The organism is Planctomycetota bacterium (assembly GCA_016125255.1).
GTDB lineage: Bacteria > Planctomycetota > Phycisphaerae > Phycisphaerales > Zrk34 > RI-421.
Genome location: WGMD01000031.1, coordinates 40,798 through 55,371, shown reverse-complemented (window position 1 = coordinate 55,371; position 14,574 = coordinate 40,798). Strand labels below are relative to the sequence as shown.

Genomic DNA, 14,574 nt, shown 5'->3' with positions numbered 1-14,574 from the left:
CGCCCCCCGTTTCACGACGCCGCTCGCGGCTTAGCACTCCCCGGTCCACATCTCGCGCCTTGCCCCCCCCCCCGCGCAACTACCATCCGCCCGTCTCATTGCGGTTCGTCACCTTTCCGGAGCAACCCGCATGGCTCATCCCGTCGTTGAACTCGTCGCGTACAACGCCGCGTGGTATCGTCGGCATTGGAAAGCCCTGGTGATCGGCTTCGTCGTCTTCATGATCGTCGTCATCGTGATGATGATTCTCCTTGTCGCCCACATCATGAAATCCTCCGAGCCCTACACGCGCGCCATGGCCCTCGCCCGCGCCGACGTCCGCGTCCTCATCGCCCTCGGTCAGCCCATCGAAGAGGGCTTCATGCCCACCGGCAACATCGAAGTCCACGGCTCCTCCGGCTCCGCCGACCTGCAAATCTCCCTCCACGGCCCCGACGCCCGCGGCAACCTCTGGGTCACCGCGCACCGCCAACAAGGCGAATGGACCCTCGACAACGTCACCTTCCAATCCGACCTCGTCCCCAAAACCAACCTCCTCAAACCCCACTGACCCGCCCCCTTGCCTTCCCCACATAGCCGACCCTTTCAGGGTCGGGTCACGAAAATGGATGCGCGGTCGGACCCCACGTTGCCACGTGGGGCTTGCATGAAGTTGAACATCATCCATGTCAGAGGAGCCCGCTGAGTTCTTGTGAAACTCTTCGGTTGCGACCGCGTCTGTATCGGCGTGAGCCACGCGCACGCGCCGTCCATCAAATCGCCCATCCGCATCAGCCGACTCGTCGGATGCTATGCATTCTCGCTCTTTCTGCTCATATCGCTCTGGCTCCTGAGTCTTGACATCGACTTTCGCATGCAAATTGGAATCTCGGGCCCCGTCGTCTTCTTCCAGTCGTGCGATGGCGAGTTTGAATGGGTTGTCGCCAACGTCGAGCCGAACTATTTGGACAAGTGGGTCGAAGTCCATCGCTACACGACGGTCCCGCAGACTTGGAGACATTTCGAACGCGTCCCGTCATGGGCGGGTATCCGAGGCGGGTATTACCGGCCTGACAATCCATGGGTCCATGACGTCTATTTGTTCGGAAGCACCTACAACTGGCCCGTCGCACTCATCGCCATGATCGCAACCATCCACTACTTCGAATCTCTCCGCCGGCGTGCACGCGCATCCACACTTCAATTGAGCAACGTGACATCGTGATGCGGGCCCCGCGTGGGAACGCGGGACTTGCAGCGGTGTACCAGACACTTTGGCGGCCTCAGCGTCGGCGTGGGGCGGGTGTGGTATACTTGACCGGGACGTGCATGCCGGTTGGCGGAAATGCGGCGCGCGGGCGCGGGATTGTCAATCGTGCGACGGGGGTTTTTCTAAAATAAGGGCATGAACATGCGACTTCGATCAGGTAATCCGGCGTTGACGGCTTCGACTTTCGCGTTCACCGAACCGGGCGCGCAGCAGATGACGCTCACGGGGACGGTGCAGAAGACGCTGATTCTTCTGGTGATCGTGATCGGAACGGGCGCGTACACGTGGGCGCATACGACGGCGGGGCTCGCCGACGTCGGGGCGCGGACGATTGAGCAGGTCGGGCGCACCAATGCGCTTTCGAATGTGCCCTCGTATGTGTTCACCTACGTGTGGGGCGGGTGCATCGGGGGACTGGTCATGGCGCTGGCGACGATTTTCAAGAAGACATGGTCGCCGGTGACGGCGCCGATGTATGCGGCGGCGGAGGGCGTGGCGCTGGGGGCGCTGTCGGCGATGTTCGAGTACATGTATCCGGGGATCGTGGCGCAGGCGGTGGGGCTGACGTTCGGCGTGCTGGTTGCAATGCTCGGGCTGTACCTGACGCAGATCATCAAGCCGACCGAGAACTTCAAGATCGGCGTCGTCTCCGCCACGGGGGCGATCGCGCTGTTCTACCTCGTGAGCATCATCGCGCGATTCGCATTTCACTACGAGATGCCGATGATTCACGAGACGGGCGCGATCGGGATCGGATTCTCCGTAGTCGTCGTCGTGCTGGCGGCGCTGAATCTGGTGATCGACTTTGACTTCATTGAGCAGGGCGCCGCCCGTGGCGCGCCCAAGTACATGGAGTGGTACGGCGCGTTCGGGCTGCTCGTCACGCTCGTCTGGCTGTACATGGAACTGCTGCGACTGCTGGCGAAGGTCAGCAAGAAGCGGTGAAGGTCGAGGGGGAATCCGGGGCTTCGGCTGCGCCTCAGCCCTCGGCTTTTCGGGGAGTGGTGTTGATCACTTGGCGAGCGGGAAGATGGGGGAATCCCAGCCGGCGAGGTCGGCAGGTTTGACGCCGGCGGCGCGTTTGGGGCCGTTGTGCCAGGTCGGGTTGTACGGGCCGACGAAGTCGATGTTCAGGTCGGGCTGGATGGCGTCGTCGAGACCCATGGCCCAGAGGCAGGCGTTGACGAGCATGCGGCGGTAGCCGGCGTTGGTGATGTCGCTGGAGCAGCCGTAGGTGCTGGTGAAGACGCGGCCGGTCTTGCCGTCTTTGCCGCTGTAGGTTCGGACCCACGCGCCGGGGACGGGCTTTTTGCTGGTGTCCACGGGCGAATCGGCGGTCATGCCGTTGAGGGGCTGCGCCATGGCGAGAATCGTGCTGGGCTCAAGCGGGTCGGTGAAATAGGCGCCGGCCATGACCCAGACGTCCTTGACGCCGCGGAGGACGGGGTGGTCCTTCTGGTCGCCAACGAGGTCGAGGCGGGTCGATGATCTGTGATTGGGTCCGTAGTGACCGGCCCATTTTTCGCCGAGGACCTGTCGGCCGAACCCGTCTTTATATTCCGCGCCGCCGTAGCCGTTGTTGTACTTTTCGTAGGGGCTGCCCTTGGGGATGCCTTTGAAGGCGTGCGTCGCGGTGCGGAGTCCGACGACGGGGCCGGCCCGGTCGAGATAGTCGACGAAGTGGTTCATCTGATCTTCGGGCCAGTTCTGGAAGCGCGTGAAGATCACCATCAGGTCAGCGTCATCCAGCGCTTCGATGCCGGGCACGTTCGACACGCCGGGCACGATGACGCCGTCTTTGTCGAGGCCGAACACGACGGTGCATTTGCAGCCGAAGCGCTTGGCGAGAATGCGGGCCAGAGCGGGGAGCGTTTCTTCGGAGCGGTATTCGTGATCGTCGGCGATGAAGACGATGTGCTTGCCCTTGGCGGGGCCGGCGTCGCCTTCGTAGACGAGCGGATCAGCGGCGCGGACGGGGGATTGAACGGCGGCGAAGATCAGCACGGACGCAAGAAGGATCGAAACGAAATGACGCATGGGGCAACTCCGGGGTGGGATTGATGCAGGCGCAATGCATGCGGCGTGTGGATGATTGCACGCGCGGATGGGGATACCGGACGCTTCGCCGCGAAGCGTTGTTGAGCATCGGCGTGCGGGTCATTTTCCTTCGGCGCTCTTGAGGAGCAGATCGGCGACGATCTTCGCGGCGGCGACGCGCGTGGCGGGGATGTCCTTCACGCCGAATTGCATCAGGGCGGCGCGGTCGGCGTCGGTCGGGGCGGCGTCGGGGTGGAAGTTCTGATCGGTCATGGTCAAGGCGCCATGCACGACGGCGAGCTGCGCGGGGATGAAGAGCGGGTCGTCTTTTTTGAGGTCGTCGAAACGCTCGCGGGTCAGGGGATCGCGGGCTTCGAGGAGTTTCTGCTGCACCAGCACGGCGGGGACGAAACGCGGGGGTTCATGACGCAGCGCGGCGAGGGCGGCGAGGGTTCCGGCGGCCTGACCGGTCAGCATGGTGGAGGGTTGGAGGCGGGTCGCGCCGTTGGCGAGGCGGGACTGCGAGATGTTTTTCTCGGCGGCGAGGAGGCCGTCGATTTTGATGGGGATGAGGCAGCCGAGGGGAATCTGGAACGGGCCCATGCCGTTGTCGCCCCATTTGTGCGGGATGAGGTTGACGGGGTCGAGGTCTGTTTCGAGGACGGCGGGACTGTGCGAGCCGTGCACATCAACGGGGTAGTCGGCGATGGCGATGGACGTAATGAAATCGCGCGGGTGATGCGGCTTGTCGCGCCGGATGTCGGCGGTCGTGAGCGTGTACAAGCCGACGATGCGGCGGGACTCGCGGACGTAGGGCATGACAGGCATGTTGACGAGCATCGTGCGGTACGGGGCGAGGTCGGGGTGCTTGGCGATGAGCGCCTCGACGCGGCGCTGGTTGTACGGACCGTCGTAGCCCTCGTCATCGGCGATGGCCCAATGCGAGAGGCCCATGTCGTGTTGAATGTAGTAGGCGAGGCCGAGCGTACGGACGATGGATTCGTATTCACGCTGCTCGCGGAGGTCGGGTTGCTCAACGTCGTTGACGGAGAAGGGGTAATCGTTGGTGAAATTGATGTGGGTGCGCGTGGGGAGTTTGCCGCCGTTTTGGGCTTGGGTCATGCGGTGCGAGTCGGGCATGCCGCGGTAGCGGACAAAGCGGTCAAAGTTCCACGGACGCTCATTGCGGGCGCTGCCATCGACGGCGAGGCCGCGGGCGAAATGTTCGGGCGTGTAGTTGGGCGGGGGCGACTTGAAAATGAAATCCTCCGGGGGGTCGGATTCGTATTCACGGATGACGGCGGTCCATGTGTTGTCCTGCATCGGCGGATCGGGCAGCGCGGGATCGACGGGCTGATCGCTCAGGCGATTGCCGATGCGGTAGGTCGCGCCGGTCAGCGGGAGGACGTCGCCGTATTCGGTGGCGTCGATCAGCACGGTGCAGGCGATGTGATGGGTCGTCGTTTTGCCATCGTCGGAGACGACGGCGAGGTCGAGGCCGGTGATGCGGTCGCCGTCGCGGACGACTTTGGTGACGGTCGATTGAAGGGAGAGGGTCACGGTCGGAGTGCCCGCGAGCATGGACAGAAAGATGGCGCGGCCGACGCGGGGCTCGAGGCAGAAGTGTCCCTTGCCGTTGTAGCAGGTGTCGGTGGAGAGGTTGAGTTTGTCGTAGTGGGCGTTGCCGCGGCGGACGAGTTCGGCGTAGAGGCCGCGGGATCGGACGCTCAGGTCGCGGGAGGCCTCGTCCATGCTGGTGACGGCGGCGGCGAAGGCCTGGCCGCCGACCCAGTCGGTGGGCTCGACGAGCAGGACGGACACGCCGAGGCGCCCGGCGGCGACGGCGGCGGCGGTCCCGCCGGTGCCGGCGCCGGCGATGACGACGTCATAATGATCGGCGAGGTCGGCGGCGAAGGCGGCGGGCGCGAGGAGCAGCACAATGGCGAGGACGATTCGGCGGGTGTGATGATTCATGGGGGAATTGTAGGGGATTTGAGGGAGCGAATGCGGAGTGGGGAATTGGGAGTTGGGAGTAACAAGGCGTGGGACGACTTGCGCGAGGACCGTGCATACACTGACCGCGACATGAGCCCCCGGAAGAAGACAAAAAAGAGCGGCCCTGCGGCGAGCGACGGGATTGAGACCGTCGCGTTTGTGTCGCTGGGGTGTCCGAAGAATCTCGTCGACTCGGAGAAGATGCTCGGCTCGCTGGCGAGCGACGGGCTGATTCCGATCGACGACGAGTCGCAGGCGGACGCGATCGTGATCAATACGTGCGGGTTCCTGGAAGCGAGCAAACAGGAATCGCTGGACGTGATCAGCGAGGCGGCCGAGCGCAAGAAGGCGGGCAAGCTCAAGCGGATCGTCGTCGCTGGGTGCCTCGTGCAGCGGCATCGGGCGAAGATGCTCGAATGGTGCCCGGATATTGATGCGCTGATCGGCGTGTTCGATCGGGATCACATCGTCGAAGCGGTGCGCGGCAACCGCCCGGAGCAGAACGACCTGGCGATCGATCAGCCGGTGTACAGCTCCATCGCGGCCAGCGACACGATCGCCCGTCGCCGGCGGAACATCGAAGGCAAGGGCTACCACGAATCGGACGCGGCGCGGCTCCGCCTGACGCCGCGGCATTATGCGTACCTGCGCATTTCCGAAGGGTGCAATCAGAACTGCGCGTTCTGCACGATTCCCTCGATCCGCGGGAAAATGCGGTCGAAACCCGTCGGCGCGATTCTTGATGAAGCGACGGAACTGTTTAACGATGGGGCGTTCGAATTGAACCTCATCGGGCAGGACACGACGAGCTTCGGGGCGGATATCGGGTACGGCCCGGGGCTGTCGGGCATGCTTACGGAACTGAACAAGCTGGCGCAGGGGCGCGGCGGGGCGTGGCTGCGGCTCATGTATGCGTATCCATCGTGTTTCACTGACGAGATGATCGACACGATCGCCGCCCTGCCGCACGTGCTCAAATACATCGACATGCCGCTTCAGCACATCAACGACCGCGTGCTCGATTCGATGAAGCGCAAGACGAGCCGGAAGCTGATCGAGACGCTGCTGGCGAAGCTGCGCGATCGTGTGCCGGGCATGGCGATCCGCACGACGTTCATCAGCGGTTATCCGACGGAGACGGACGCGGAGCACCGCGAGCTGGTCGAGTTCGTGCGCGAATTCGGGTTCGAGAACATGGGCGTTTTCGGTTATTCGCCCGAGCCGGGCACGCCCGCGGGGACGCTTCACGCCGGCGGCGGGGCCATCGATGATGACATGATCGAAGAGCGGATCGAGGAACTGATGCTCGCGCAGCAGGAAGTGGTGCTGGAGCGGAATCGCCGGATTGCCGAAAGTAAGAAGCAGGATGACGTGCTCATCGAAGGCGCGACGGAGACGAGCGGCCGGGCGACGGCGGGCGTCGGCGAGGGCGGGCATCTGTACGTGGGACGCACGTACCAGCAGGCGCCGGACATCGACGGCGTGACGTACGTGCAGTCGCGCGAGCCGCTGACCGTCGGCGAGGTCGTCAAGTGCACGGTGACCGACGCGGCGGATTACGATCTTGTCGCCGTGCCGGTCGAGCAGACGCATCGTCGCATTCGGCTGCCGATCGCCTAGTGGACCGAGCGCCGCGCCAGTACAATCGTTCAGCCGTTTCATCATTTGGGGATCGCACATGCAGGCGGCTCGCTGGATTGTCATCGCGGTAGTCACGATCGGCGTGGCGCTTCTGGTCACGTTTCAGCGCGGGCAGGTGCTGCCGGAATCCGGCGTGCAGGGCGTGATCGGTCTGCATTCGCCGTCGAAGAAGGCGCTGGACGCATTGCTGGAGGAAACGCCCTCGCCCGCGCGGACGGTTGATTCGATGTGGTACGCCGGCGGGATTCCGCACCGGCAGGCGGTGATTCACTATCTGAGCCGGGCGGCGCTGCTGGACCCGAAGCTGCTCGACAGTTCGCGCGCGATCATCAACGACGCCTGTCGCGATGCGGACTTGAGCGTGCAGACGATCGCGCTTCAGCTTGCGTCGGCGACGGGCGGGTCGGCGCCGTGGCAATGGGTCAATGTCATGTTGCAGGACGCCGATCCGCAGGTGCGTCTGCTGTGGCTCAATTTCCTCGTGTCCAATCGGCAGTCGGAGGATGTGTCGACGGTGCTTTGGATGCTCAATGATTCGGAGCCGCAGGTCGTCGCGACGGCGATGGCGGCGCTGGGCGATCGGGCGGATCGGAATTTCGCGTACGATCCGGCCGCCGACAAGCCCGCGCGTCGGGCCGCCGTCGAGGCGTGCCTGACGTGGTGGCGTGAGCAGAAGGGCACGCAGCCGGCCGCGGCGCCGGCGCTGGCGGTTCCCCCGCCGCCGAGCCCGACGCTCGCCGACGAATTTCAGCTCACCGACATCGACGGCGCCAAGGTCGATCTGGCTGCGCTGCGCGGCCGCATCATCGTGCTCTACTTCTGGCACTCGGCCGATCAACCCGCGCGCGATCAGCTCTCCGAACTGGTGCAGCTCAAATATCGTCATGGCGACGAGCTGGTCGTGCTGGGCATCGGCACCGACGGCGTCAGCGATCCGCACGGCGACGCGCAGTTCGCCGCCGCCGCCGACGGCTCGCTGCCCTTCAACGCCGACGCCGCACGAGCGATCGAAGTCATGGCCCGCGCCGATCAGGTCAACTTCCCCGTCCTCATCGAGAACACCGGGCAGGTCGCCGGCGCCTACTGCGGGTTCGAAGTGCCCGTCACCGTCTGGATCGGGCGCGACGGCTTCGTCCGCCGACGATACACCGGCACGCGCTCGCTCGATGTGCTTGAGCAGATCTACGCCCGCCTGCACGCCATCAGCGTCGAAACCACCCAACCGACGCCGCGCCCCTGAATCGCCCGATATGAAATCCCCGCTGATCCTTGCCTGTCGCGGGTTGGGCTCGTAGCATTTTCCAGACCTTCCCCCCCGCTCGGACCCGCCAAGATTCATCATGACATCACGCCCGCCACTGCGATTGCCGGTCTATGCCCTCATGCTCGTCGCGCTCCTCGTCCGCGCCGGCCGCGCGAGCGACCCGAGCTTCGAAGCCGACGCCCGTCCGCTCATTCAACAGTTCTGCGTCGATTGCCACAACGACAAAAAGCAGAAAGGCGACGTCAATCTCGATCGCTTCGTCACGCCCGCTTCGCTCGCCCAGAACCCCAAGCTCTGGGAGGATGTGACGCGCGTGCTGCGCGAAAGCGAGATGCCCCCGCACAAAAAGCCCCAGCCCAGCGACGCCGATCGCGCCCGGCTCATCGGAGCCGTCGAGCACACGCTCGCGCATCTGGAATATCAACCCGACCCCGGCCGCACGGTGATCCGCCGCCTGACGCGCGTCGAGTACAACAACACGATCCGCGATCTGCTCGGCGTCGATTCGCATCCCGCCGATGCGTTCCCCGCCGACGGCGGCGGCGGCGAGGGCTTTGACAATCACGCCGCCACGCTCTACATCACGCCCATCCTGATGGAAAAATACCTTCAGGCCGCCCGACAGATCGCCGAGCAGGTCGACGTCGCCAAACTCGCCGGCGTCGATCCCAATACGAAATTCGACCCGCATGCCGCCGCGCACAACATGCTCGCCGCCCTGCTCCCGCGCGCTTTCCGTCGCCCGACCGATGAGGGCGAAATCAACCGATACCTGAACGTGTTTGATCACGCCATGCAGTCCGGCCGCGACTTCAATGACGCCGCCCGCCTCGCGCTGCGGGCGGTTCTCGTGTCGCCGAATTTCGTATATCGCATCGAAGCCGATCGCCCCGGTGCGACCGATGCGTATCCCCTCAACGACTTCGAACTCGCCACGCGCTTGAGCTATCTGCTCTGGTCCTCCATGCCCGATCGCGAACTGTTCGACCTCGCCAAACAGAATCGGCTCCACGAAAACGATGTCCTCATCGCGCAGGTCAAGCGCATGCTCGCCGATGTCAAGAGCCGCGCCTTCGCCGAGCAGTTCATCACGCAATGGCTCGACATCCGCCGCTTGGGCAGCGTCGAGCCCGACCGCAATCGCTACAAGGATTTCACACCCGAACTCAAAGCCGCCATGAGCGAGGAGCCCATCGATCTCTTCGCCGCCATGCTCCGCGACAACGCCCCGCTGACGGACCTCATTGCGTGCAACTACACGTATCTCAACGCCGCGCTCGCCAAACATTACGGAATCGCCGGCGTGGAAGGCGATCAGTTCCGCCGCGTCACGCTGCCCGATGCGACGCGCGGCGGCGTGCTGACGCTCGGAGCCGTGCTGACCGTGGCGTCCTACCCGCAGCGCACCAGTCCCGTCCTGCGCGGCAAGTGGGTCCTCGAACAGGTGCTTGGCGTGCAGGCCCCCCCGCCGCCGGCGAGCGTGCAGACCCTCTCGCGCGATGACAAGCCGCACGATGGTCAGACTTTTCGCCAACGACTCGAACGCCACCGCGCCGACCCGACCTGCGCCGCCTGTCACGCCAAGATCGACCCCCTCGGGTTCGGCCTCGAAAACTTCGACGTCATCGGCGCCTGGCGCGACAAGATCGGCGGCGTCCCCGTCGACGCCGCCGGCAAAATGCCCACCGGCGAAACCTTCACCGGCCCCGGCGAACTCAAACAGATCCTCCTCGCCCGCCGCGAACAGATCATGCGCCATCTCACCGACAAGATGCTCGCCTACGCCCTCGCCCGCGGCATCGAAGCGTATGACACGCCCGTCATCAACAAGATCATGGACGACCTGAAAGCCAACGACTATCACGCCCAGAACCTCATCGTCGGCATCGCCACCAGCTACCCGTTCACGCACCGCAAGAACGCTACAATCACAGACCGGAAGGAAGCGCCTCATGAGTAAGAAATGGCACATCCCCCGTCGAACCTTCCTGCGCGGCGCCGGCGTCACGATGGCGCTGCCGATGCTCAACGCCATGCTCCCCGTCTCGCGCGCGCTGGCCAACCCCGCCGCCGACAGCGCGACGACCGCCGACGGTTACCCGATCCGTTACGCCGCCTTGTTCATGCCCAACGGCGTCGATCCGCGCAGTTGGGCCCCGACGGGCAAGGGCGCCAATTTCGAGCTTTCGCCGATTCTTTTGCCGCTGTCCGTGCACAAGCCGAACCTGCTCGTGCTCAGTCATCTCGAACATGACCGCGTCAAATGGGGCGATGGGCACTACGTCAAATCCGCCGCATGGCTCACCGGCACCGCCATCACCAAAACCACCGGCGCCGACGTCCGCTCCAACGGCATCAGCGTCGATCAGCTTGCCGCCCAGCACATCGGCAACCTCACGCGCCTTCCCTCGCTGGAGCTGTCGCTGGAGTCGCCCGTTTCGAGCGTCGATACGAACGTCGGCTTCACGCAGCTCTACGGCGGGTTCATCTCCTGGTCCACGCCCAGCACCCCCGTCGCCCGCGAGATCAATCCCAAGCTCGCCTTCGATCGCCTGTTCCGCTCGGCCGGCGGGCAGAAGTCGGCGCTCAATGGCGATGACCGCAGCGTGCTCGATCTGGTGATGGACGATGCGAAGGGCTTGCGCCAGCAGCTCGGCGCGGAGGACCAGCGCAAGCTCGACGAGTATTTCGATTCGGTGCGCAGCGTCGAGCATCGCATCGAATTCGAAGCCGATCGCCGAAGCAAGGAGCACGCCGACGATGCGGCGGTGCGCGACGCCATCGCCGCGCTGGGCAAGCGCGTCGATGCATGGGACAGCGATGTCGAGCACAAGTCCGAGCGGAGCTTCGATCACACCGAGCATGCGAAGTTGATGCTCGATCTGATGGTGCTTGCGTTCTGGACCGACTCGACGCGCATCGCCACGCTGATGTTCGGCCGGGACGTCTCGCCCAAAAACTTCAGCTTCCTGCCGGGCGTCGAAGGCGGGCATCACCAGACCTCGCATCACGAAAACAACCCCGGCAAAATGGACCAGTACCGCGCGATCAACATCTGGCACACCCAGCAGTTCGCCTACATGCTCGACAAGATGGCCGCGATCAGGGAAGGCGACCGCTCGCTCTTGGACAACTCCACATTGATGTTCGGCTCGTCGCTCCGCGACGGCAACGCCCACAGCCCCGTCGACCTGCCGATCGTCCTCGCCGGCCGCGCCGGCGGCCAACTCTCCCCCGGCCGCCACATCGTCTACCCCGACTCGACCGCCCTGACCGATTTATACCTGGCGAACCTCCAGCACCTGGGCGTACCCATCAAGAGCTTCTCCGACTCGGATGAAGTTTTGCCGGGGCTCAACGATGCGAACTACGCGGGGGTCTGATATAAAGACGCTTGCGGCTTAGCAATGATCATTGCCTGCTAAGCCGCAAGCGGCTGGTGGAAGTCTGTGGACGGCGATCTTCCGGTCATTTTTATCGTACAACCATCAATGACGTAGAATGCTCTCAATTTCTGGAGGTGTGTTATGACGGATCGTGATAAAGACCTATCTCGTATCAAATTGCTCGGTAGTCAGCAGATGTCGGGACGGAGCGTGGCGATGTCGCTCGCTTGCACAGGCATCACGGCGGCGGCGGCATTTGTGCCATCACTTCACGATGGCTCCTCGCTGATTTTTGTGGTGATGCTGATGGCGTTCAACAGCATGTTTTTCTTCGTCATACCGTATTTCGTCACCGGGCCGCTGGGTCGGGAAGTTGAACGGTTGCGTGCGGAATTGGAGTTACTCAAACAGCGCGATGTCGAGGTGTAGCGAATCGCTGCGGTCGGAATTTGCATCAGGGGGGTGTCGGAGGGCGGAACGCCCTCTGACGCGCGTCATGAAAATTATCCGGGGCTTCGCTTTGCTCAGCCCTCGGCTTAAGGGGAAGTCGGGGGCGGCGCGGATTGGGTCAGTTGGCTTTGGCGCTGGCGGGGGTGAGGGTCGAGGCGAGGCGCCATTCGATTTGCACATCGCGGTCGAAGACTTCGGTGAGCAGGTCGGCTTTGCGGATGGCGGCGTTGAGTTCGGAGTCGGCGGGGCGGCTGGTGATGCACGAGAGGGTGATGCGGCGGTCGGAGAAGGAGCAGGCGACGCGGCGGACGAGACTGCGGTGCGAGGCGTCGAGGCCGTCGGCGACGCGGAGGATGCCGGCGAGGATGCGGACGTCCTGCCGGTCGGCGCGGCTCAAGGCGACGAAGTGCGAATGATTGGGTTTGGGGGGCGACTTGCGGTGATAGCGGGCGATGGAACCGATGATCAATCGCTGCCGCTGACTCCACGGGAGCAGGGTCGATTCGAGGATGTAACGGAGCGATGTGCGGTGATGCCCGGCGGCGCCTTCGAGGCGGCCGATGTCGTGCAGGAGCGACGCGGCGGCGAGCCGGAGGCGGCGGCGGGAGCCGAGTCGGTGCAGGGGCTGAAGCTGATCGAAGATCGCCAGGGCGAGGCGGGCGACCTGATGGGCATGCCCGGCTTCATAGAGGCAGTCCTCGGCGAGCCGGTAGGCCGGGGCGATGTCGCGGGCCTGCTGAGCATCAAGCTTGGCGACGGCGGCGATCGGGGGGTGACGATGGGGAGGATGCTTGCGCGCTTCCATGCGCGGGACTCCGTGGGCCGGGGTGGTCCTGTGCAGACTCCGCCGCAGTCGGTTCCACCGGTGTATTGAGTGTATCGTCATCCATCGGCTCCGCCAATAAATCTCTTAATCGTTCCCATTGTTTATCTTTGGTCAGTTCGTCCCAAAGTTCGACGAATTGCCCGTAAATCTCGCGGCGTTTTTGACGCCGATTGTCGAGCATATGTTCGATGCCCTTGCGGATTTTCGCGAAGCCGCGCCCGTGTCCGAAGAAGCGGACGTGCCGCTCGTGCTCCTCTTCGATGAACAGGGGCAGCGAAGAAAGCCAGACGTCGCAGTCGTGCAGGTCGCCCAGAAGGGTCTGAATCCGCCGCACATTTTTGATCTCCTCGCGCAGGCGGCTCTCGAACAGCCCGGCGTAGGCCTCCATCGTATACCGCAGATGCTTGGCGGCGATGCGCATCTGGTGCATTTCCGTCACGTGCTGGTCCGAATGGATAAACGGCTCGAAGGCGAGCATCTTTTCGAGGCGCAGCAGAATCACGCGACGGGCGTCGCCGGGCAGGTCGGCGGCGGACGGCGCCCCGGTGTGCATGCGCGCCGCCACTTTCATGCCGACGAGCGACTCGCGCATCTGCTCGAGCGTGCCCGATGACTCGAAGCGGTCCAGCGCCCCCGCCACGTCCGGCTGCACATCGCCGCGCTGCTGACTGAGCCGCAGAAGCAGTCGTTCCACGCCCGGACGGTGCTCGCGGTCGCCGGCGGCCTTGAGCTCCTTGAGATACTTTTCGACGACGACCATCTGCACATCCAGATCGCGGGCGGCGCCCATGGCCTTGGCCAGCCGGCGAATCTGCTTCGTCCACCGCCGGGCCAGCTTCCTGGGCAGCGCTTCATCGAACAGGTCCAGCGCATTGCGGAGACGGCGGCTGGCGACGCGAAGCTGATGGACGAACTCGATGTCCTCCGCTCGGCGCGCCCCGTGCATCTGCGACGCCAGGGCGGCCAAGTGCTTGAGCAGCACGCGGGCGGCGAAAACGCGACGCGAAGTTGGAAGACCCTGCGGGGACATGGTTGATGACAATGTATCCGCTGCGCCGCGGCGGTGCGAATTTGCCATGTTAAAAATGGGAATGACCAATGACCAAGCATCAAGGACCAAGGGAATGTTCAAAGACCCAATCTCAAAATGAAAGGCCGCAGGCCGTTCCTTCATTGGTCATTGGGATTTGGTCATTGATCATTCCCGTCCTCAGCCGGGCGTTGCGGCGCTTCGGAACATGAAGAAGACGGCGCCGACCATGCACAGGGCGGCCCAGAGGTAGTCCCATTTGATCGGCTGCTTCATGTACAGCAGGACGAAGGGCACAAAGACGGTCAGCGTGATGACTTCCTGGAGGATTTTGAGCTGCGGGAGGGAGAGCGTGGTGTAGCCGAGGCGGTTGGCGGGGACCTGGAACATGTACTCGAAGAAGGCGATCGACCAGCTTGCGACGACGGCGATGTACCACGCCCTGCCGCTGAGATTGCGCAGGTGCGCGTACCAGGCGAAGGTCATGAACACGTTGGACGCGAGGAGGAGGCCGACGACTTTGACGAGGTTGGGCATAATTGCTCCGTGCCGATGACTCGGCGGCAAGAAGCGACATGATAGCCGGACGGAAGGCGCAGCGAATCCGTCAATGGTCAAGCCGTTTTGCGACCTTTGTTATTTAGCATTTAGCCTAAATGTGATCTTGTTCCGGAACTGTCACGGCGTTCAATCGCG

Annotated in this window: 13 protein-coding genes; 8 read left to right on the top strand and 5 right to left on the bottom strand. The window is 63.9% G+C overall.

Annotated features, from left to right (window positions below; genetic code table 11):
* The first annotated feature begins 130 nt into the window (after positions 1 to 130).
* The 3 genes from GC162_19205 to GC162_19195 all read left to right on the top strand — a co-directional run bounded on the left by GC162_19205 (position 131) and on the right by GC162_19195 (position 2,194).
* Entirely contained in the window at positions 131 to 550 is a 420-nt protein-coding gene (locus GC162_19205) for a hypothetical protein (GenBank protein MBI1370769.1), read from the top strand.
* A gap of 141 nt (positions 551 to 691) precedes the next feature.
* Positions 692 to 1,204, top strand: coding sequence for a hypothetical protein (locus GC162_19200; GenBank protein MBI1370768.1), 513 nt, complete (start codon positions 692 to 694; stop codon positions 1,202 to 1,204).
* Between the two features lie 180 nt (positions 1,205 to 1,384).
* Positions 1,385 to 2,194 carry a hypothetical protein gene (locus tag GC162_19195; protein MBI1370767.1) on the top strand — a complete coding sequence of 270 codons (810 nt, stop codon included), beginning with the start codon at positions 1,385 to 1,387 and terminating at the stop codon, positions 2,192 to 2,194.
* 66 nt (positions 2,195 to 2,260) lie between these two features.
* Here GC162_19195 and GC162_19190 read toward each other — a convergent pair whose 3' ends face one another.
* Both GC162_19190 and GC162_19185 read right to left on the bottom strand, forming a co-directional pair.
* Entirely contained in the window at positions 2,261 to 3,286 is a 1,026-nt protein-coding gene (locus GC162_19190; GenBank protein ID MBI1370766.1) for a hypothetical protein, read from the bottom strand.
* 120 nt (positions 3,287 to 3,406) lie between these two features.
* Positions 3,407 to 5,260, bottom strand: a complete 1,854-nt coding sequence (locus GC162_19185) for an FAD-dependent oxidoreductase (GenBank protein MBI1370765.1) — start codon at positions 5,258 to 5,260, stop codon at positions 3,407 to 3,409.
* Between GC162_19185 and rimO the strand changes: the two genes are divergently transcribed.
* The 5 genes from rimO (at position 5,177) to GC162_19160 (ending at position 12,001) form a co-directional block, all read left to right on the top strand.
* Positions 5,177 to 6,901: a 30S ribosomal protein S12 methylthiotransferase RimO gene (gene rimO / locus GC162_19180; GenBank protein MBI1370764.1), complete on the top strand. Its 1,725-nt coding sequence runs from the start codon at positions 5,177 to 5,179 to the stop codon at positions 6,899 to 6,901. The genes GC162_19185 and rimO overlap by 84 nt on opposite strands.
* A gap of 58 nt (positions 6,902 to 6,959) precedes the next feature.
* Positions 6,960 to 8,162: a redoxin domain-containing protein gene (locus GC162_19175; GenBank protein MBI1370763.1), complete on the top strand. Its 1,203-nt coding sequence runs from the start codon at positions 6,960 to 6,962 to the stop codon at positions 8,160 to 8,162.
* A 100-nt stretch (positions 8,163 to 8,262) separates the two neighbouring features.
* Positions 8,263 to 10,146: a DUF1592 domain-containing protein gene (locus tag GC162_19170; GenBank protein MBI1370762.1), complete on the top strand. Its 1,884-nt coding sequence runs from the start codon at positions 8,263 to 8,265 to the stop codon at positions 10,144 to 10,146.
* A complete protein-coding gene (locus tag GC162_19165) occupies positions 10,139 to 11,569 on the top strand; it encodes a DUF1552 domain-containing protein (protein MBI1370761.1) in 1,431 nt (476 codons plus the stop codon). Before GC162_19170 ends, GC162_19165 begins: the two co-directional genes overlap by 8 nt.
* A gap of 144 nt (positions 11,570 to 11,713) precedes the next feature.
* The gene (locus GC162_19160; GenBank protein ID MBI1370760.1) at positions 11,714 to 12,001 is read left to right on the top strand and encodes a hypothetical protein; all 288 of its coding nucleotides are present in this window, start codon (positions 11,714 to 11,716) and stop codon (positions 11,999 to 12,001) included.
* 139 nt (positions 12,002 to 12,140) lie between these two features.
* Here GC162_19160 and GC162_19155 read toward each other — a convergent pair whose 3' ends face one another.
* From GC162_19155 to GC162_19145, 3 genes are read right to left on the bottom strand one after another with little or no spacing between them, the layout of a single operon-like run.
* Positions 12,141 to 12,908: an HD domain-containing protein gene (locus GC162_19155; protein ID MBI1370759.1), complete on the bottom strand. Its 768-nt coding sequence runs from the start codon at positions 12,906 to 12,908 to the stop codon at positions 12,141 to 12,143.
* Positions 12,766 to 14,022 (bottom strand): CHAD domain-containing protein, encoded by a 1,257-nt coding sequence (locus GC162_19150; protein MBI1370758.1) that lies wholly within the window; start codon positions 14,020 to 14,022, stop codon positions 12,766 to 12,768. The genes GC162_19155 and GC162_19150 overlap by 143 nt, the downstream gene beginning before the upstream one ends.
* Positions 14,023 to 14,058: 36 nt before the next feature.
* Entirely contained in the window at positions 14,059 to 14,415 is a 357-nt protein-coding gene (locus tag GC162_19145; protein ID MBI1370757.1) for a hypothetical protein, read from the bottom strand.
* Between the last annotated feature and the right edge of the window lie 159 nt (positions 14,416 to 14,574).